Below are 18,947 nucleotides of genomic sequence, written 5' to 3'. Positions count from 1 at the left end.
TCACCGCCGTGCCGCCGCTCGGCCGTGCCCGGCCCTTCCGTCCTGCCACCGTCCTCACTCCCCCGCTCGGCGCGAGCGGCGCCGCACCACGGCGGTGCAGGCGAGCCCGAGCAGGAGCAGGAGCGTCGCGGCGGTGGTGGCGGCTGCGACCGCCGTTCCGGTGTCCGGCAGCGGCCCCGGCTTCGGCTTCGGCGTCGGTCCGGCCGGCACGGTCCGGAGCGGACCGCCGTCGGGCCCGTTGGTGCCCGGCTTGTTGCTGTTGTCGGCCGGGCGGGGGTCGAAGGTCTCCGAGCCGGTCGTGGCGATGTTGTCCACGTCCCGGCCGTTCCCGGCGTAGCGCGGGGAGAGCGTCACCAGGACGCGGTGGACGGCCTTCTCACCGGGCGCCAGCCGGGCCACCGGACCGCACCTGACGGTCCGTCCGTCCGCGCCGCACCCGTCGGGCGAGGACACGAACGCGAGCTCGGCGGGCAGCGGGTCGGTCACCCGGACGCCCATCGCGGTCGACGGGCCGTTGTTGGTGGTGGTGACGGTGTAGGTGAAGGTGTCGCCCGCGTCCACCCGGTCCTTGCCCACCGGGTAGGCGGCGGACTTGGTCAGCGCGAGGTCGGCCACGGGGGTGCCGACCCGGAGCGCGTAGACGTCCTCGTCGTTCTCGGCGAGTCCGTCCGCCGGATCGGTCACCCGGACCCGCTCCGTCAGGGTCCGCCCGGCCTGGGCCTCCGGGGAGACCCGTACCTCGAACTCCGTCTCCAGGACACCGACCGCCGGATCGCCGGCACCGTTCCGAGGCTTGGGCAGGAGCCCGGCGGGGAGCTTGCAGACGGCCCGCTTGGCACCGACCGCCGTGCAGTGGCCGGGCAGCGCCCGGGCGAAGGAGAGCTCCTCGGGCAGGGTGACCGTGAAGGTGGCCTCGCCGTGGTGGGTGGAGGGCCCGTTGTTGGTGATCCTCGCGATGAGCTTCACCGTCTCGCCGGGCACCACCGTCTCCTGCGAGAGGGTGACCCGCGCCGCCATGTCGCGCTTCGGCGGAGCGGGGCGCCCGTTGTCCGGCAGCGGGGCGTCGTCACCGTCGTTGGCGGAGTTGGGGTCGATGTTGTCGGCGTGCACCACGGCCCGGTTGACGACGTCGGTGCCGTCACCCCGGTAGGAGGCGTCCAGCCGTGCGGTGAGCACGTAGGTCATCTTCTGACCCACCTTCAGACGGCCGCGGGCCGGGCAGGTGACCGTCCGGGTGGTGGCCTCCACCGTGCAGCCGGCCGGCTGGGAGGAGACGTAGGTCAGAGCCGCGGGCAGCCGGTCGGTCAGGACCACGTTGTACCCGTCCGACGAGGGCCCGTTGTTGGTGACGGTGATCGTGTAGTCCACGGTCTCACCGGGGACCACCGCGCTCCCGCCGGCCGACTTGTCGACCGCGAGGTCGGCCTCGCCCCGCCGGGGCTTCCCGCCGGGCAGCCCGGCCGCGGCCGAGGAGTTGTTCGCGAGCTCCGGGTCCGCCGTGCCGGCCGTCACCTTGGCGATGTTCCCGATGTCCGAGCCGTTCCCTTCGTAGTCCTGGTCCAGCCGCACGGTGAAGGTGAAGGTCCGCGTTCCGTTCACCGCCAGGGTCGGCAGGGTCGGGCACGTCACGTCCTGCCCGGCTGCGGTGCACCCGTCGGACGAGGAGACGAACGCGAGGGGTGCCGGCAGTGCGTCGGTCGTCCGTACGTCGGTGGCCCGGGAAGGCCCGGCGTTGGTCACCGTGATCGCGTAGTCGAAGGTCTCACCGGGGGCCACCTGGGTGGACCCGACCGGCTTCTTGGTGACCGCGACGTCCGCCTTGGCCGGAGCCGGCGGGTTCGGCCCGGGACCGGGGCCCGGGAGGGTGCCGGTCGCGGCGTCGGAGGTGTTGTTGCTCGGATCCGGGTCGGGGCTGTCCGTCCCGACCTTCGCCTGGTTGCGCACGTCGCTGCCGTCACCGGAGTACGCCGGGTCGAGCTGCACCTTGACGGTGTAGGTCTTCGACGCCCCCACCGCGAGCGTCGCCACCTTCGGGCACGTCACCTCCTGCCCGCTCGCCGTACAACCATCGCTCGCCGCAACGAACTTCAGCACCGCGGGCAGACTGTCCGTCACCACCAGGCCGGAGGCCTGCGACGGACCGTTGTTCGTGACCGTGATCGCGTAGTCGAAGGTCTCACCGGGGGCCACCAGGCCCGTGCCGACCGGCTTCTTGGTGATCGCGACGTCCGCCTTCACCGGCGCGGGCGGATTGGGGCCCGGACCGGGGAGGGTTCCGGTCGATCCGTCGGAGGTGTTGTTGGAGGTGTCCGGGTCGGGGCTGTCGGTCGCGGCCTTTGCCTGGTTGCGGACGTCGGTGCCGTCACCGGAGTAGGCCGGGTCGAGCTGCACCTTGAGGGTGTACGACTTCGACGCACCCACCGCGAGCACAGGCGCCTTCGGGCACGTCACCTCCTGCCCGCTCGCGGTGCAACCATCGCTCGCCGAAACGAACTTCAGTGCCGCGGGCAAGCTGTCCGTCACCACCAGACCAGAGGCCTGAGACGGGCCGTTGTTCGTCACGGTGACCGTGTAGTCGAAGGTCTCGCCGGGAGCCACGGGGGTAGCGGACGCGGGCTTCTTGGTGATCGCCACGTCCGCCTTCACCGGCGCCGGGGGGTTCGGGCCGGGGCCAGGACCGGGCAGACCACCCGTCGAGGCGTCAGAGGTGTTGTTGCTCAGGTCGGGGTCGGCAGTGTCCGTCGACACCTTCGCCTGGTTGCGGACGTCCTTCCCGTCAGCGGAGTAGGCCGGGTCGAGCTGCACGGCCACCGTGTACGTCCTGGACGCCTTGGCCGCGAGCTTCACCAGCTTCGGGCACGTGACCTGCTGCCCCGATGCCGTGCAACCATCGCTCGCCGAAACGAACTTCAGCATCGACGGCAGAGCATCCGACACCACCAGACCCGAGGCATCCGACGGACCGTCGTTCCGCACCGTGATCTCGTAGCCGAACGACTCACCCGGAGCGACCGAGGAGCTGCCGACCGGCTTCTTGGTGATCGCCACGTCCGCCTTCACCGGCGCCGGGGGGTTCGGGCCGGGGCCGGGACCGGGCAGACCACCCGTCGAGGCGTCGGAGGTGTTGTTGCTCTGGTCCGGGTCGGGGCTGTCCGTCCCGACCTTCGCCTGGTTGCGCACGTCCGTGCCGTCACCGGAGTAGGCCGGGTCGAGCTGCACCCTGACGGTGTACGTCTTCGAGGAACCGACCGCGAGCGTCGCCAGCCTCGGACAGGTGACATCCTGACCGCTCACCGTACAACCATCGCTCGCCGAAACGAACTTCACCATCGACGGCAGGCTGTCGGTCATCACCAGCCCGGACGCCTGCGACGGACCGTTGTTCGTCACGGTGACCGTGTAGTCGAACGACTCACCCGCAGCCACCAACGCAGTCGCCGTGGCCTTCTTGGCGATCGCCACGTCCGCCTTCACCGGCGCCGGCGGATTCGGACCCGGACCAGGACCCGGAAGACCACCCGTCGAGGCGTCGGAGGTGTTGTTGGAAGTGTCGGGATCGGGGCTGTCGGTCGCGACCTTCGCCTGGTTGCGCACGTCCGTGCCGTCACCGGAGTACGCCGGGTCGAGCTGCACCCTGACGGTGTACGACTTCGACGCACCCACCGCGAGCGTCGCCAGCTTCGGACACGTGACGTCCTGACCGCTCGCCGTACAACCATCGCTCGCCGAAACGAACTTCACCATCGACGGCAGAGCGTCCGACACCACCACACCCGCGGCATCCGACGGACCGTTGTTCGTCACGGTGATCGTGTAATCGAAGGTCTCACCGGGGGCCACCGGCGTGGCGCTCGTGGCCTTCTTGGTGATCGCCACGTCCGCCTTCACCGGGGCGGGCGGATTCGGGCCGGGGCCCGGACCGGGCAGACCACCCGTCGAGGCGTCGGAGGTGTTGTTGCTCGAGTCCGGGTCAGGGCTGTCCGTCGCCGCCTTCGCCTGGTTCCGCACATCCTTCCCGTCACCCGCGTACGCCGGGTCGAGCTGCACCTTGACGGTGTACGCCTTCGAGGTACCGACCGCGAGCGTCGCCAGCTTCGGACACGTCACGTCCTGGCCGAAGAGCGAGCAACCGTCGCTGGTCGAAACGAACTTCAGCATCGACGGCAGAGCATCCGACACCACCACACCCGATGCCAGAGACGGACCGTTGTTCGTCACGGTGATCGCGTAGTCGAAGGTCTCACCCGGGGCCACCAACGTGTTACTCGTGGCCTTCTTGGTGATCGCCACATCCGCCTTCACCGGCGCCGGCGGATTCGGACCCGGACCAGGACCCGGCAGACCACCCGTCGACGCATCCGACGTGTTGTTGGACGTGTCCGGATCCGCGCTGTCCGACGCCACCTTCGCCTGGTTCCGCACATCCTTGCCATCACCCGCATACGCCGGGTCCAACTGCACCTTGACGGTGAAGGTCCTGGACGCCTTCGCCGCCAACGTCGCCACCTTCGGACACGTGACATCCTGACCGCTCGCCGTACAACCATCGCTCGCCGAAACGAACTTCAGCACCGCGGGCAGGGCATCCGACACCACCACACCCGCGGCATCCGACGGACCGTTGTTCGTCACGGTGACCGCGTAGTCGAAGGTCTCGCCGGCTGCCACCTGCGCGGACCCGACCGGCCTCTTGGTGATCGCGACGTCCGCCTTCACCGGGGCGGGCGGGTTCGGGCCCGGACCGGGAAGGGTTCCGGTGGCCCCGTCAGAGGTGTTGTTGCTCGGGTCCGGGTCGGGGCTCTCCGTCGCGACCTTCGCCTGGTTCCGCACGTCGGTGCCGTCGCCGGAGTACGCCGGGTCGAGCTGCACCTTGACCGTGTAGGACTTCGACGCACCCACCGCGAGCACAGCCACCTTCGGACACGTCACCTGCTGGCCCGAGGCCGTACAACCATCGCTCGCCGAAACGAACTTCAGCACTGCGGGCAGGCTGTCCGTCACCACCAGGCCGGAAGCCTGCGACGGACCGTTGTTCGTCACCGTGATCGCGTAATCGAACGTCTCACCGGGGGCCACGGGCGTAGCCGCCGCGGGCTTCTTGCTGATCGCGACATCCGCCTTCACCGGCGCCGGCGGATTCGGACCCGGACCAGGACCCGGAAGACCACCCGTCGAAGCGTCGGAGGTGTTGTTGCTCGAGTCCGGGTCGGGACTGTCCGTCGCCACCTTCGCCTGGTTCCGCACATCCTTGCCATCACCCGCGTACGCCGGGTCCAACTGCACCGTCACCGTGAAGGTCTTCGAGGAACCGACTGCGAGCGTCGCCAGCTTCGGACAGGTGACGTCCTGCCCAGTGGCCGTACAACCATCGCTCGCCGAAACGAACTTCAGCATCGACGGCAACGCATCCGACACCACCACACCCGAGGCCTGCGACGGACCGTTGTTCGTCACCGTGACCGTGTAGTCGAAGGATTCACCCGGGGCCACCAACGTGGTGCCTGCGGCCTTCTTGGTGATCGCCACATCCGCCTTCGCCGGCGCCGGCGGGTAAGGCCCTGGGTCCGGACCGGGAAGGGTTCCAGTGGCCCCGTCGGAGGTGTTGTTGGAAGTGTCCGGGTCGGCGCTGTCCGTCGTGACCTTCGCCTGGTTGCGCACGTCGCTGCCGTCACCGGAGTACGCCGGGTCCAACTGCACCTTCACCGTGTACGTCTTGGAGACCTTTGCAGCGAGAGTCTCCAGTTTCGGGCACGTCACCTGCTGACCCGAGGGCGTACAACCATCGCTCGCCGAAACGAACTTGAGGGCAGCGGGCAGGGCGTCCGTCACCACCAGGCCGGAGGCCTGGGACGGACCGTTGTTCGTCACTGTGATCGCGTAATCGAACGTCTCGCCAGGAGCGACCGGGGCGTTCGAAGCGGGCTTCTTGGCGATCGCGACATCCGCCTTCACCGGCGCCGGCGGATTCGGACCCGGACCAGGACCCGGCAGACCACCCGTCGACGCATCCGACGTGTTGTTGGACGTGTCCGGATCCGCGCTGTCCGACGCCACCTTCGCCTGGTTCCGCACATCCTTCCCGTCACCGGAGTACGCCGGGTCCAACTGCACCGTCACCGTGTACGTCTTCGACGCCTTCGCCGCCAACGTCGGCACCTTCGGGCACGTCACCTGCTGACCGCTCGCCGTACAACCATCGCTCGCCGAAACGAACTTCACCATCGATGGCAGAGCATCCGACACCACCACACCCGCGGCATCCGACGGACCGTTGTTCGTCACGGTGACCGCGTAGTCGAAGGTCTCACCGGGGGCCACCTGCGCGGACCCGACCGGCCTCTTGGTGATCGCGACGTCCGCCTTCACAGGGGCGGGCGGGTTCGGGCCCGGACCGGGAAGGGTTCCGGTGGCCCCGTCAGAGGTGTTGTTGGAAGTGTCCGGGTCGGGGCTGTCCGTCGTGGCCTTCGCCTGGTTGCGCACGTCGGTGCCGTCACCGGAGTAGGCCGGGTCGAGCTGCACCTTGACGGTGTAGGTCTTCGAGGAACCGACCGCGAGCGTCGCCAGCTTCGGACACGTCACGTCCTGGCCGGAGGCCGAGCAACCGTCACTCGCCGAAACGAACTTCAGCACTGCGGGCAGACTGTCCGTCACCACCAGCCCGGAGGCCTGCGAGGGGCCCTTGTTCGTCACCGTGATCGTGTAGTCGAACGTCTCGCCGGGGGCCACGGGACTAGCGGACGCGGGCTTCTTGGTAATCGTGACATCGGCCTTCACCGGCGCCGGCGGATTCGGACCCGGACCGGGACCGGGCAGACCACCCGTCGACGCATCCGACGTGTTGTTGGAGGTATCCGGGTCGGGGCTCTCCGTCGCGACCGACGCCTGGTTCCGCACATCGCTGCCGTCACCGGAGTACGCCGGGTCCAACTGCACCTTGACGGTGTACGACTTCGACGCACCCACCGCCAACGTGTCCGCCTTCGGACAGGTGACCTGCTGGCCCAAGGCCGTACAACCATCACTCGCCGAAACGAACTTCAGCATAGACGGCAACGCATCCGACACCACCAGCCCGGACGCCTGCGACGGACCGTTGTTCGTCACCGTGACCGTGTAGTCGAACGCCTCACCCGGGGCCACCAACGTGGTGCCCGCGGCCTTCTTGGTGATCGCCACATCCGCCTTCACCGGCGCCGGCGGATTCGGCCCCGGACCGGGAAGGGTTCCAGTGGCCCCGTCAGAGGTGTTGTTGGAAGTGTCCGGGTCGGCGCTCTCCGTCGCGACCTTCGCCCGGTTGCGCACGTCGCTGCCGTCACCGGAGTACGCCGGGTCCAACTGCACCTTGACGGTGTACGACTTCGACGCACCCACCGCCAGCGTCGCCAGCTTCGGACACGTCACCTCCTGCCCGCTCGCGGTACAACCATCGCTCGCCGAAACGAACTTCAGCACCGCGGGCAGGCTGTCCGTCACCACCAGGCCGGAAGCCTGCGACGGACCGTTGTTCGTCACCGTGATCGCGTAATCGAACGTCTCGCCAGGAGCGACCGGGGCGTTCGAAGCGGGCTTCTTGGCGATCGCGACATCCGCCTTCACCGGCGCCGGCGGATTCGGACCCGGACCAGGACCCGGCAGACCACCCGTCGACGCATCCGACGTGTTGTTGGACGTGTCCGGATCCGCGCTGTCCGACGCCACCTTCGCCTGGTTCCGCACATCCTTCCCGTCACCGGAGTACGCCGGGTCCAACTGCACCGTCACCGTGTACGTCTTGGAAGTCTTGGCCGCCAAGGTCGCGACCTTCGGACACATGACCTGCTGCCCGGAAGCCGTACAACCATCGCTCGCCGAAACGAACTTCAGCATCGACGGCAGAGCATCCGACACCACCACACCCAACGCGTCCGACGGACCATTGTTCGTCACCGTCACCGCGTAGTCGAACGACTCACCTGGAGCCACCAACGCAGTCGCCGTGGCCTTCTTGGTGATCGCCACGTCCGCCTTCACCGGCGCCGGCGGGTACGGCCCGGGGTCCGGACCAGGGAGAGTGCCGGTCGAACCGTCGGACGTGTTGTTGCTCAGGTCCGGATCCGCACTGTCCGTCGCGACCTTCGCCTGGTTGCGGACGTCGGTTCCGTCGCCGGAGTAGGCCGGGTCGAGCTGCACCTTGAGTGTGTAGGACTTCGACGCCTTCGCCGCCAACGCCGCCACCTTCGGACACGTCACCTCCTGCCCGCTCGCGGTACAACCATCGCTCGCCGCAACGAACTTCAGCACCGCAGGCAGGCTGTCCGTCACCACCAGGCCGGAAGCCTGCGACGGACCGTTGTTCGTGACGGTCACCATGTAGTCGAACGTCTCGCCGGGGGCCACGGGCGCAGCTGACGCGGGCTTCTTGGTAATCGCGACATCGGCCTTCACCGGCGCCGGGGGGTTCGGGCCGGGGCCCGGACCGGGCAGACCACCCGTCGACGCATCCGACGTGTTGTTGGAGGGATCCGGGTCGGGGCTCTCCGTCGCGACCTTCGCCTGGTTCCGCACATCGCTGCCGTCACCGGAGTACGCCGGGTCCAACTGCACCTTGATGGTGTACGACTTCGACGTGCTCACAGCGAGCGTCGCCAGCTTCGGACAGGTGACATCTTGACCGCTCGCCGTGCAACCATCACTCGCCGAAACGAACTTCAGCATAGACGGCAACGCATCCGACACCACCAGCCCGGACGCCTGCGACGGGCCGTTGTTCGTCACCGTGACCGTGTAGTCGAACGTCTCACCGGGGGCCACGGGCGTAGCCGCCGCGGGCTTCTTGCTGATCGCGACATCCGCCTTCACCGGCGCCGGCGGATTCGGACCCGGACCAGGACCCGGAAGACCACCCGTCGAAGCGTCGGAGGTGTTGTTGCTCGAGTCCGGGTCAGGGCTGTCCGTCGCCACCTTCGCCTGGTTCCGCACATCCTTGCCATCACCCGCGTACGCCGGGTCCAACTGCACCGTCACCGTGTACGTCTTCGAGGCACCGACCGCGAGCGTCGCCAGCTTCGGACAGGTGACGTCCTGACCGCTCGCCGTACAACCATCGCTCGCCGAAACGAACTTCACCATCGACGGCAGAGCATCCGACACCACCACACCAGAAGCCTGCGACGGACCGTTGTTCGTCACCGTGACCGTGTAGTCGAAGGATTCACCCGGGGCCACCAACGTGGTGCCTGCGGCCTTCTTGGTGATCGCCACATCCGCCTTCACCGGCGCCGGCGGATTCGGCCCCGGACCGGGAAGGGTTCCAGTGGCCCCGTCAGAGGTGTTGTTGGAGGGATCCGGGTCGGGGCTCTCCGTCGCGACCTTCGCCCGGTTGCGCACATCGCTGCCGTCACCGGAGTACGCCGGGTCCAACTGCACCTTGACGGTGTACGACTTCGACGCACCCACCGCCAGCGTCGCCAGCTTCGGACACGTCACCTCCTGCCCGCTCGCGGTACAACCATCGCTCGCCGAAACGAACTTCAGCACCGCGGGAAGGCTGTCCGTCACCACCAGACCAGAGGCCTGCGACGGACCGTTGTTCGTCACCGTGACCGTGTAGTCGAACGTCTCACCGGGGGCCACGGGCGCAGCTGACGCGGGCTTCTTGGTGATCGCCACGTCGGCCTTCACCGGCGCCGGCGGATTCGGACCCGGACCAGGACCAGGACCCGGAAGACCACCCGTCGAAGCGTCCGACGTGTTGTTCGACAGATCCGGATCCGCACTGTCCGACGCCACCGACGCCTGGTTCCGCACGTCCTTCCCGTCACCGGAGTACGCCGGATCCAACTGCACCCTGATGGTGAACGTCCTGGACGCCTTCGCCGCCAACGTCGCGACCTTCGGGCAGGTGACGTCCTGCCCGCTCGCCGTGCAACCATCGCTCGCCGAAACGAACTTGAGCACTGCGGGAAGGCTGTCGGTCACCACCAGCCCGGACGCCTGCGACGGACCGTTGTTCGTCACGGTCACCGTGTAGTCGAACGACTCACCCGGGGCCACCAACGTGGTACTCGTGGCCTTCTTGGTGATCGCGACATCCGCCTTCACCGGCGCCGGCGGATTCGGACCCGGACCAGGACCCGGCAGACCACCCGTCGACGCATCCGACGTGTTGTTGGACGTGTCCGGATCCGCGCTGTCCGACGCCACCTTCGCCTGGTTCCGCACATCCTTGCCATCACCCGCGTACGCCGGGTCCAACTGCACCGTCACCGTGTACGTCTTCGAGGAACCCACGGCGAGCGTCGCCAGCTTCGGACACGTCACGTCCTGGCCGGAGGCCGAGCAACCGTCGCTCGCCGAGACGAACTTGAGCACTGCGGGAAGGCTGTCGGTCACCACCAGGCCGGAAGCCTGCGACGGCCCGTTGTTCGTCACGGTCACCGTGTAGTCGAAGGACTCACCCGCCGACACCAGCGCGGTGCTCGTGGCCTTCTTGGTGATCGCCACATCGGCCTTCACCGGCGCCGGCGGATTCGGACCCGGACCAGGACCCGGCAGACCACCCGTCGACGCATCCGACGTGTTGTTCGACAGATCCGGATCCGCGCTGTCCGACGCCACCTTCGCCTGGTTCCGCACATCCTTGCCATCACCCGCATACGCCGGGTCCAACTGCACCTTGACGGTGAACGTCCTGGACGCCTTCGCCGCGAGCGTAGCCACCTTCGGACACGTGACGTCCTGACCGCTCGCCGTACAACCGTCGCTCGCCGAAACGAACTTCACCATCGACGGCAGAGCATCGGTGACCACCAGTCCGGCAGCATCCGACGGACCGTTGTTCGTCACGGTGACCGTGTAGTCGAACGACTCACCCGGGGCCACCAACGTGGTGCTCGTGGCCTTCTTGGTGATCGCCACATCGGCCTTCACCGGCGCCGGCGGATTCGGCCCCGGACCAGGACCCGGCAGACCACCCGTCGACGCATCCGACGTGTTGTTGGACGTGTCCGGATCCGCGCTGTCCGTCACCAGCTTCGCCTGGTTCCGCACATCCTTGCCATCACCCGCGTACGCCGGGTCCAACTGCACCGTCACCGTGTACGTCTTCGACGCCTTCGCCGCCAACGTCGCGACCTTCGGGCACGTCACCTGCTGACCACTCGCCGTACAACCATCGCTCGCCGAAACGAACTTCACCATCGACGGCAGAGCATCCGACACCACCACACCCGTGGCATCCGAGGGACCGTTGTTCGTCACGGTCACCGTGTAGTCGAACGACTCACCCGCCGACACGAGAGTGGCGGACGCGGGCTTCTTGCTGATCGCGACATCCGCCTTCACCGGCGCCGGCGGATTCGGCCCCGGACCAGGACCCGGCAGACCACCCGTCGACGCATCAGACGTGTTGTTCGACAGATCCGGATCCGCGCTGTCCGACGCCACCTTCGCCTGGTTCCGCACATCCTTCCCGTCACCGGAATACGCCGGGTCCAACTGCACCTTGACGGTGAAGGTCCTGGACGCCTTCGCCGCCAACGTCGCCACCTTCGGACACGTGACGTCCTGACCGCTCGCCGTACAACCATCGCTCGCCGAAACGAACTTCAGCACCGCGGGCAGGGCATCCGACACCACCAGACCCGCAGCATCCGACGGACCGTTGTTCGTCACCGTGACCGTGTAGTCGAACGACTCACCCGCAGCCACCAACGCAGTCGCCGTGGCCTTCTTCGTGATCGCCACATCCGCCTTCACCCGCGCCGGCGGGTACGGCCCGGGGTCCGGACCGGGAAGCGTCCCGGTCGAACCGTCGGACGTGTTGTTGCTCAGGTCCGGATCCGCACTGTCCGTCGCGACCTTCGCCTGGTTCCGCACGTCACTGCCGTCACCCGTGTAGGCCGGGTCCAGCTGCACCTTGATGGTGAACGTCCTGGACGCCTTCGCCGCGAGCGTGGCCACCTTCGGGCACGTCACCTGCTGACCACTCGCCGTACAACCGTCGCTCGCCGAAACGAACTTCAGCACTGCGGGCAGGGCATCCGACACCACCAGACCCGCAGCATCCGACGGACCGTTGTTCGTCACCGTGACCGTGTAGTCGAACGACTCACCCGGCGCGACCGCCCCGGCGCCGACCGGCTTCTTCACGATCGCGACGTCAGCCTTCACCGGCGCCGGCGGATTCGGACCCGGCCCCGGTCCGGGCAGACCACCCGTCGAGGCGTCCGACGTGTTGTTGGACTGGTCCGGGTCGGCTGTGGCCGACTTGACCACGGCCTGGTTCCGCACGTCCTTGCCGTCCCCCGCGTACGCCGGGTCCAGCTGCACCGTGACCTTGACCGTCCCCTTCGCTCCCGGGTTCAGCGTCGCGATCGCCGGGCAGGTCACCACCTGCCCCGAGGCGGTGCAGCCCGAGTCCGCCGACACGAACTTCAACGCGGCCGGGAGGGTGTCCGTGACGACGACGTCGGTCGCCTGGGACGGGCCGGCGTTGGTCACCACGATGTCGTAGACGAAGGTCCCGCCGGGCGGGACGAGCGCGCTGCCCGCGGCCTTCTTCGTGATCGAGACGTCGGCCGATCCGGTCGCCGCCGTCGTCACGGTGAAGGCGGCCGAGTTGTTGGTCGCCACCGGGTCCTCGGCGTTCGCGACCGCTGCGGTGCCACCGGACAGCACGGTGCCGAGCGGCGCGTCCGGATCGACCACCACCGAGACCGCGAAGGAGGCCGTGGCCCCGTTCTTGAGCCCGGCCGCGATCGTGCACGTCACGGACCTCCGGTCTGCGGCCACCGTGCACCCGGCGGGCTGCGTCGCGGCGGCCGTCGTGCGGGCGGGCAGGGTGAACGTCACCGTCGAGGCCGTCGTGGTGTCCGACGGACCGCCGTTGGTGACCGTTCCGGTCACGGTGCCCGCCGTGCCGGGGGTCACCGGGGCGGACGGCGAGGTCGCCGCGATCGCCAGGTCGTTCGAGCCCTTGGCGGCCGTCGTGAGCGGGACGGCCGCCGTGTTGTTGGCGGTGTTCGGGTCGTCGGTGAGGGCGACCACCGCCGAGCCACCGGTGAGGGCGGTCGCGAGCGGGGCACCGGAGTCGACGACCAGGGGGACCGCGAAGACGGCCTTGGCGTCCTTCGCCAGACCCGTGGCCACGGTGCAGCTGACCGACCTGCCGTCAGCAGCCGCCGTGCAGCCGGCCGGGAGCGGGGCGCCGAGCGTCGTGCGCTGCGGCAGGGTGAAGGTCACCGTCGCCGCGGACCCGGTGGTCGACGGGCCATTGTTGGTGACCGTCAGCGTCGCCGTGGTGGTGCCGCCGGGCACGACCGGGTTCGGGGAGGTCGCCGCGGCCATCACCAGGTCACTGGAGCGCGCGGTGACCCGGGCGCTCGGGCAGGTCGACGGGGTCGAGGCGTCGGTGCACAGCACCGTGCCGTTGGTGGTGTCCGAGGTCACCGCCGTCACGGCGTTGAGGAAGTCGCCCTCCTGGGCGGCCCTCGCCGTGATCCTCAGGGTCGCCGTGGCGTCCTTGGCCAGTGCGCCGACCGTCCACTTGCCGGTGGTGCGGTCGTACTTGCCCGCCGAGTCGTCCGACACCCAGGTGAGCCCGGTCGGCAGCTGGTCGGTGAGCACGACGTTGGCCGCCGCGTTCGGGCCGTCGTTCTTCACCGTGACGGTGAACACCACCTGACCACCGATCAGCACCGCCGTCCGGTCCACGGTCTTGGTCACCGTCAGGTTCGCCGGCGGCGCGATCAAGAGCGGCGCCACCTTGGACAGGGTGGTGATGCCGTCGCCGGAGAAGTCGTTGGTGGCGGTCCCCAGGGTCGCCGTGGTCTTCACCTTCGCCTGGAAGGTGAAGGTGTACGACGCTCCGGCGGCCAGCGTGGTGAAGGTTCCCCACCCCACCTGGGAACCGTTCACCACAGGCTCGTTGAGGTCCGTCCCCGAGGTCGAACCAGCGACGTAGTCCAGCCGGGCGTCCAGGGTGTCGGTGAAGCCGAAGGTGGTCACCGGGTAGGTGTTCGGGTTGGTGAACTTCACCGTGTAGGTGACGGTGTCCCCGGGCTTCACCTTGCCCGGTGAGACCGTCTTCTCCGCGGTCATCGCCTTGACGTCCGCCGGACGGAAGTAGGTGACGAAGCTGAAGGTCTTCGACTCGCCCGGCGCCAGCGAGTACGGCCAGGAGAGGCCCATCGCGCTGTCCAGGTTCTCCGTGCACCGGCAGGTGTTCTGCATGGGCTTGCCACCCGACGCCTGGTCACGGACGTTGGTCGGGGTCCCCTCGGCGTACGTGCTGCCGGCGGTGAGCGGCACGAGCATCATCGCCTGGCCGGTGCCGTCCGAGTTCTTCACGCACGCGATGCCGTTGCCCATCCCCGGAGCCGCCGGGAGCACCGCCCCGTAGCTCTGGTCGACTCCGGCCAGCAGGCAGTCACCGCCCCGGTAGTACGTTCCCGTCCGCGCGGTGGTGCCGGTGTTCACGACCGTGACGTCGACCCGGAAACCGTTCTGGCCGTTGACGTAGGAGTCCTCCTGGGACAGCCGCATCCCGCTCCCGGCCGAGTACACGGTCGTCATGCTGTACGGATCGGACGCGCTTCCGGTGCCGGTGGTGGGCGTCTGGCTGACGCCGGTCAGCGAGCTGGCTCCGTTGAACCAGCCCCCCGAGACCAGGGAGGTCCCGATGCTCAGGGCCGAGCTGCAGCTGGGCCCGCTCCCGCCGGACCAGAACTGGGAGGTGCCGTTGTAGTCGGCCTGGCAGCGGCCCGCCAGGGCGTTGGAGATCCTCGTCACCGGCTTGCCCTTGTCGATCAGGCCGGTGCTGACCACCGTGACCGAGATGCTGTTGGTGACGGGCGTCTGACCCGACGTCAGCGTCTGGGACGCCTTGTAGACCACCGGGGTGGCGCTGGTGCTCTGGCCGTTGGCGACGATCGTCCACCGACCGTCGGCCCCGACCGTCGCCGTGCCGATGGCACTGGTCGACGTACCGCGGGTCAGGGTCACGGTCGCGCCCGGGGCACCGGTGCCGGTGAACTCGGTGTCGGTGCCGATGGTGTCGCCGTCCCCCGGCGAGGTGATCTGCACGGCCGGGATCGCCCATTCGACCACCACCGCACCGGCCGTCTTCGGATCGCCGTACTTGTCACCGTCGTAGAACGGGTCGTCCGTCCCGGCCGGGGTCTTCCCCGACCCTGCCGTGGTGGTGCCGTCCGGGACCTTCGTGGTGTCCACGAAGCCGCTGCCGCCGCCACCGCCGCCACCGGCCTGGGTCACGATCGCACCGTCGCCGCCCGCGCCACCGGCGTAGCCGGCGCCCCCGCCGCCGCCGGCACTGCTGGTGCCGACGCTCCCGTCCGTACCACCCGCACCGCCGGCCCCGAGCGGCGCGGCCCCGCCCGCCTTGCCGGCGCGGGTACCGGCGTTGCCCGCCGCGCCGCCGACCGCACCGGCCGCACCGGCACCGCCCTTGACACCGCCGGCACCGTCGCCGCCGGTCGCGCCGTTGGCGCCACCACCGGCCCCGCCGTCGCCCGCCACGAACCCGGTGACCCCCCGGCCACCGCCACCACCGCCACCGGCGACCAGCAGCAGCGCGCCGGACGCGTCCTTCACCCAGGCCGCACCACCGCCGCCGCCCGCGTTGGACACCCCGCCGCCCCCGGCGGGCACGTTGATCGAGTAGGACGCCGCCAGCGGCGCCGAGACGCTCCCCAGCGTGTAGCCACCGCCGCCACCCCACCCCGAGGTGGCACCGGTGCCGTTGCCACCGCCGCCGCCCCACAGGTGGAAGCGGACAGCGGTCGCCACGGCCGGCGGCGTGAAGGTCTGGAGCGAACCGGTGCTGCGGAAGACCTGGCACTGGTTGTAGCCCGAGGTCTTCGCCGCACAGGCACCGGCCGCCGCCCGGGTCTCCGCCGGAGCGCGGTGCACCGGCGCGACCGCCGCGGACGAGAACGGCGAGGCGAAGGTGGCCAGCACACAGGCCAGAACCATCGCGATCAGGCGCTTCACTCTGCCGACCATCGAGTTCCCGTTTCTGTCCAGACCAAGGCATACGGTGGTTTTTGTATATGAATGCCTGATCGGATCAGAGGCCTCGTCGGCGCGCCGCAGCACTCCGCTGACCAGCAGGAATGCACTCGTTCAGCGCACCGGCCCGGACATGCCACGAGGCGCCGCCCGCGAGCCCGGCCGGTGGTCCGGCCCGAGCTCCGGCGGCGCCTCGCGCCTTCGGATCACCTACGGTCAGCCGTGGCGGCCGCTCCGACGGACCGTCAGCAGCACACCGAGCAGGACCAGGACTCCCGCCAGCGCGCCCAGCGGACCGGACGGGGTGTCACTTCCGGTGTCCGGCAGCTTCCCCGTCGGGCTCGCGGTCGGGGTCGTCGGCCGGGTCGGCGACGGCGTCGGGTCCACGGTGGGCGACGGCGAGGGGGTCGGGGTCGGGTCCGGCGTGGGAGTCGGGTCCGGCGTGGGAGTCGGCGGCACCGGCCGGATCAGGCCCATGTCCAACTGGAGGAACTCCGCGCCGCCGGCCAGCGACACCGCCGGGGCCAGCCCGGTCTTCGGGTCGGCGTCCGAGTCCTTCGTCGGGTCGCCCGCCCGGGGGATCGTCACGGTCCAACCGGCCGGCACGGTCGAGAGGTCGAACCGCACGCCGTAGCGGCCGTCCTTCAGCGTCCCGAACAGGTACTTGCCACCGGCGTCCGTCACCGTGCTGATCGGCTTCCCGTTCGCGTCCAGGATGTTCTTCCCGGTCTCGTCCACCAGGTACACGGTCACGCCCGGCACGCCCGGCTCACCCGGGTCCTGCAGGCCGTTCTTGTCGAGGTCCTCCCAGACGAAGTCGCCGAGGGAGTTCGGCAGCGGCTTCACCAGACCCATGTCCAGGTCCAAGTGGTCAGTCCCACCCGGCAGTTGGACAGTGCGGGTCAGGGCCGGTGGTCGGGTCCGCGTCGAGTCCTTCGTCGGGTCGCCCACTCCGCGCAGGGTGACCTTCCACTCGGCCGGGATGGTCGTCAGGTCGAACCGCACGCCGTAGGTCCCGTTCGGGAGCTTCGCGAACAGGTACTTCCCGCTCGCATCCGTCACCGCACTGAACGGCTTCCCGTTCGCGTCCAGGACACTCTGGCCGGCACCGTCCAGCAGGTACACCGTCACACCGGCCACCCCGGGCTCACCCGGGTCCTGCACGCCGTTGCGGTTGCTGTCGTCCCAGACGAAGTCGCCCAGCGAGTTGGGCTGCGGGGGCTTGACCAGACCCATGTCGAGGTCCATGTGGTCCGTCCCGCCCGTGAGGGCGACGGTCTGGGTCAGCCCGGTCGCCGGGTCGGCGTCCGAGTCCTTCGCCGCGTCGCCCGCCGCCCGGGTGGTCACCGACCAGCCGACCGGGATGGTCGTCAGGTCGAACTGCACGCCGTAGGTGCCGTTCGGCAGCTTGGCGAACAGGTACTTGCCGGCGGCGTCGGTCACCGTGGTGACGGGCTTGCCGCCCTTGTCCCGGACGACCCGGCCCTGGCCGTCCATCAGGGTGACCTTCACACCCGGCACGCCGGGCTCGCCCGCGTCCTGCAGGCCGTTCTTGTTCGCGTCGTCCCAGACGAAGTCGCCCAGCGAGTTCGGCGGGGTCGGCGGCCACTGCACGCCGATGCCGACCTTGGCCGGCTCGGCGGGCAGCAGCGGCTTGCCGTCGTTGCTGGTCGCCGTGTAGGCGAAGCTGTTCCAGGCGAACCCGGCGTCCGGAGCGTCCACCGAGGCCACCATCGACCAGGTCAGCGTGAAGCTCGCACCGGGGGCGAGGGCCCCCGGTCGACGGATCCGGAACCAGGTGGCCGCACCCGGACCGGGGAACGAAGTGGTCCAGCTCGCAACGGAGTTGCAGGGCGCGTCCGCCGGGGTGGTCGGCAAGGTCGCCGGCCGGCAGGGGTTGGGGTCGGTGGTGTACTCGATCACCACGGTCGGGTCGCTGCTCGCCAGCGGCACGGTGAGCGAGGGGGTCCAGGAGGAGCCGCGCCCGGTGTTCGGGTTGAGCACGTAGCCGTCGCCCGGGGTGGGCAGGCGGTCGTAGGCGAGGAACTCGGTCACGGGCTCGGGCGAGTCGTTGCGCACCGTCATCCGGTACGAGATGTCGCCGCCGGGCGAGGTGGTCCCGGAGGAGCCGTAGTCGGCGTCCTTGTCGCCCTTGACCTCCTTGTACGCCCGCAGGACTGCGGGCACGTCGATCTGCACGTTCGAGCTCGCCCGGCAGAGCTTCTCGGTGGTGTCGCCGTTGCCGTTCAGGTCCTTGGCGTCGGGCACCGAGCTGTCGGTGCCGTAGTAGACGCAGGTGACCGGCGGTGACGGGGCGTCAACCGTGACGAAGACCTCGTTGGTCACCGTGCCCGGCTTCGCGCTGCCTGCCACCTGGGCGTCGAAGAGCACCCGGTAGGCGCGGTCCTCGTGCAGGTAGGTCTGGTCCGGGACCGGCGGGTTCCAGACCATCTTGATCAGCTGTCGGCCGTCCTTGCCGGGCAGCACGCTGACCGAGTCCGGCGCCTTGCTCTGGTTCCAGCCCGGGTCCGGGCGGACGCTGCCCTCGGTGAAGACCATGCCCGGAGGCAGCAGGTCGAAGAGCACCAAGGGCTTGTCGAGCGCCCGGCCGGTCCGGTTGAACGGGACCACCTGGAAGGTGGCGTGGCCACCGGGCGACGTCACCCCGCCGTCCACGGTGGTCTTGGCGGCGCCCAGGTTGGTGCCCGCCTTCACGGTGGTGTCGGCGCAGGCGTTGGCGGTTCCCTTCACGCCCGAGGCGTCGGTGCCGACCACGTCGATGCAGTTGTGCAGCGGGGTGGGCGCGGTGGCGCCGTTGTGGCCGGTGTACATCACCTGGGAGAGGAACTGGACGGCGTTGCCCGGGCTCCAGCCGGCCGGGATCGGGCCGTTCCAGCTGAACCGCAGACCGTCCAGCCAGCGCCCGGTCGGGATGCCCA

2 protein-coding genes are annotated in these 18,947 nt (G+C 69.5%); both read right to left on the bottom strand.

Annotated elements, in window-relative coordinates:
- Window positions 1-54 precede the first annotated feature (54 nt).
- Window positions 55-15,990: an isopeptide-forming domain-containing fimbrial protein gene (locus tag ABD946_RS40405; RefSeq protein WP_345290705.1), complete on the bottom strand. Its 15,936-nt coding sequence runs from the start codon at window positions 15,988-15,990 to the stop codon at window positions 55-57.
- Window positions 15,991-16,224: 234 nt separating this feature from the next.
- Window positions 16,225-17,742 carry an SdrD B-like domain-containing protein gene (locus tag ABD946_RS40400; RefSeq protein WP_345290719.1) on the bottom strand — a complete coding sequence of 506 codons (1,518 nt, stop codon included), beginning with the start codon at window positions 17,740-17,742 and terminating at the stop codon, window positions 16,225-16,227.
- Between the last annotated feature and the right edge of the window lie 1,205 nt (window positions 17,743-18,947).

This window comes from Kitasatospora albolonga (genome assembly GCF_039535905.1).
Lineage (GTDB): Bacteria > Actinomycetota > Actinomycetes > Streptomycetales > Streptomycetaceae > Kitasatospora > Kitasatospora albolonga.
Note: the sequence above shows the minus strand (reverse complement) of the source record. Positions and strands in the feature narration are given on the sequence as shown.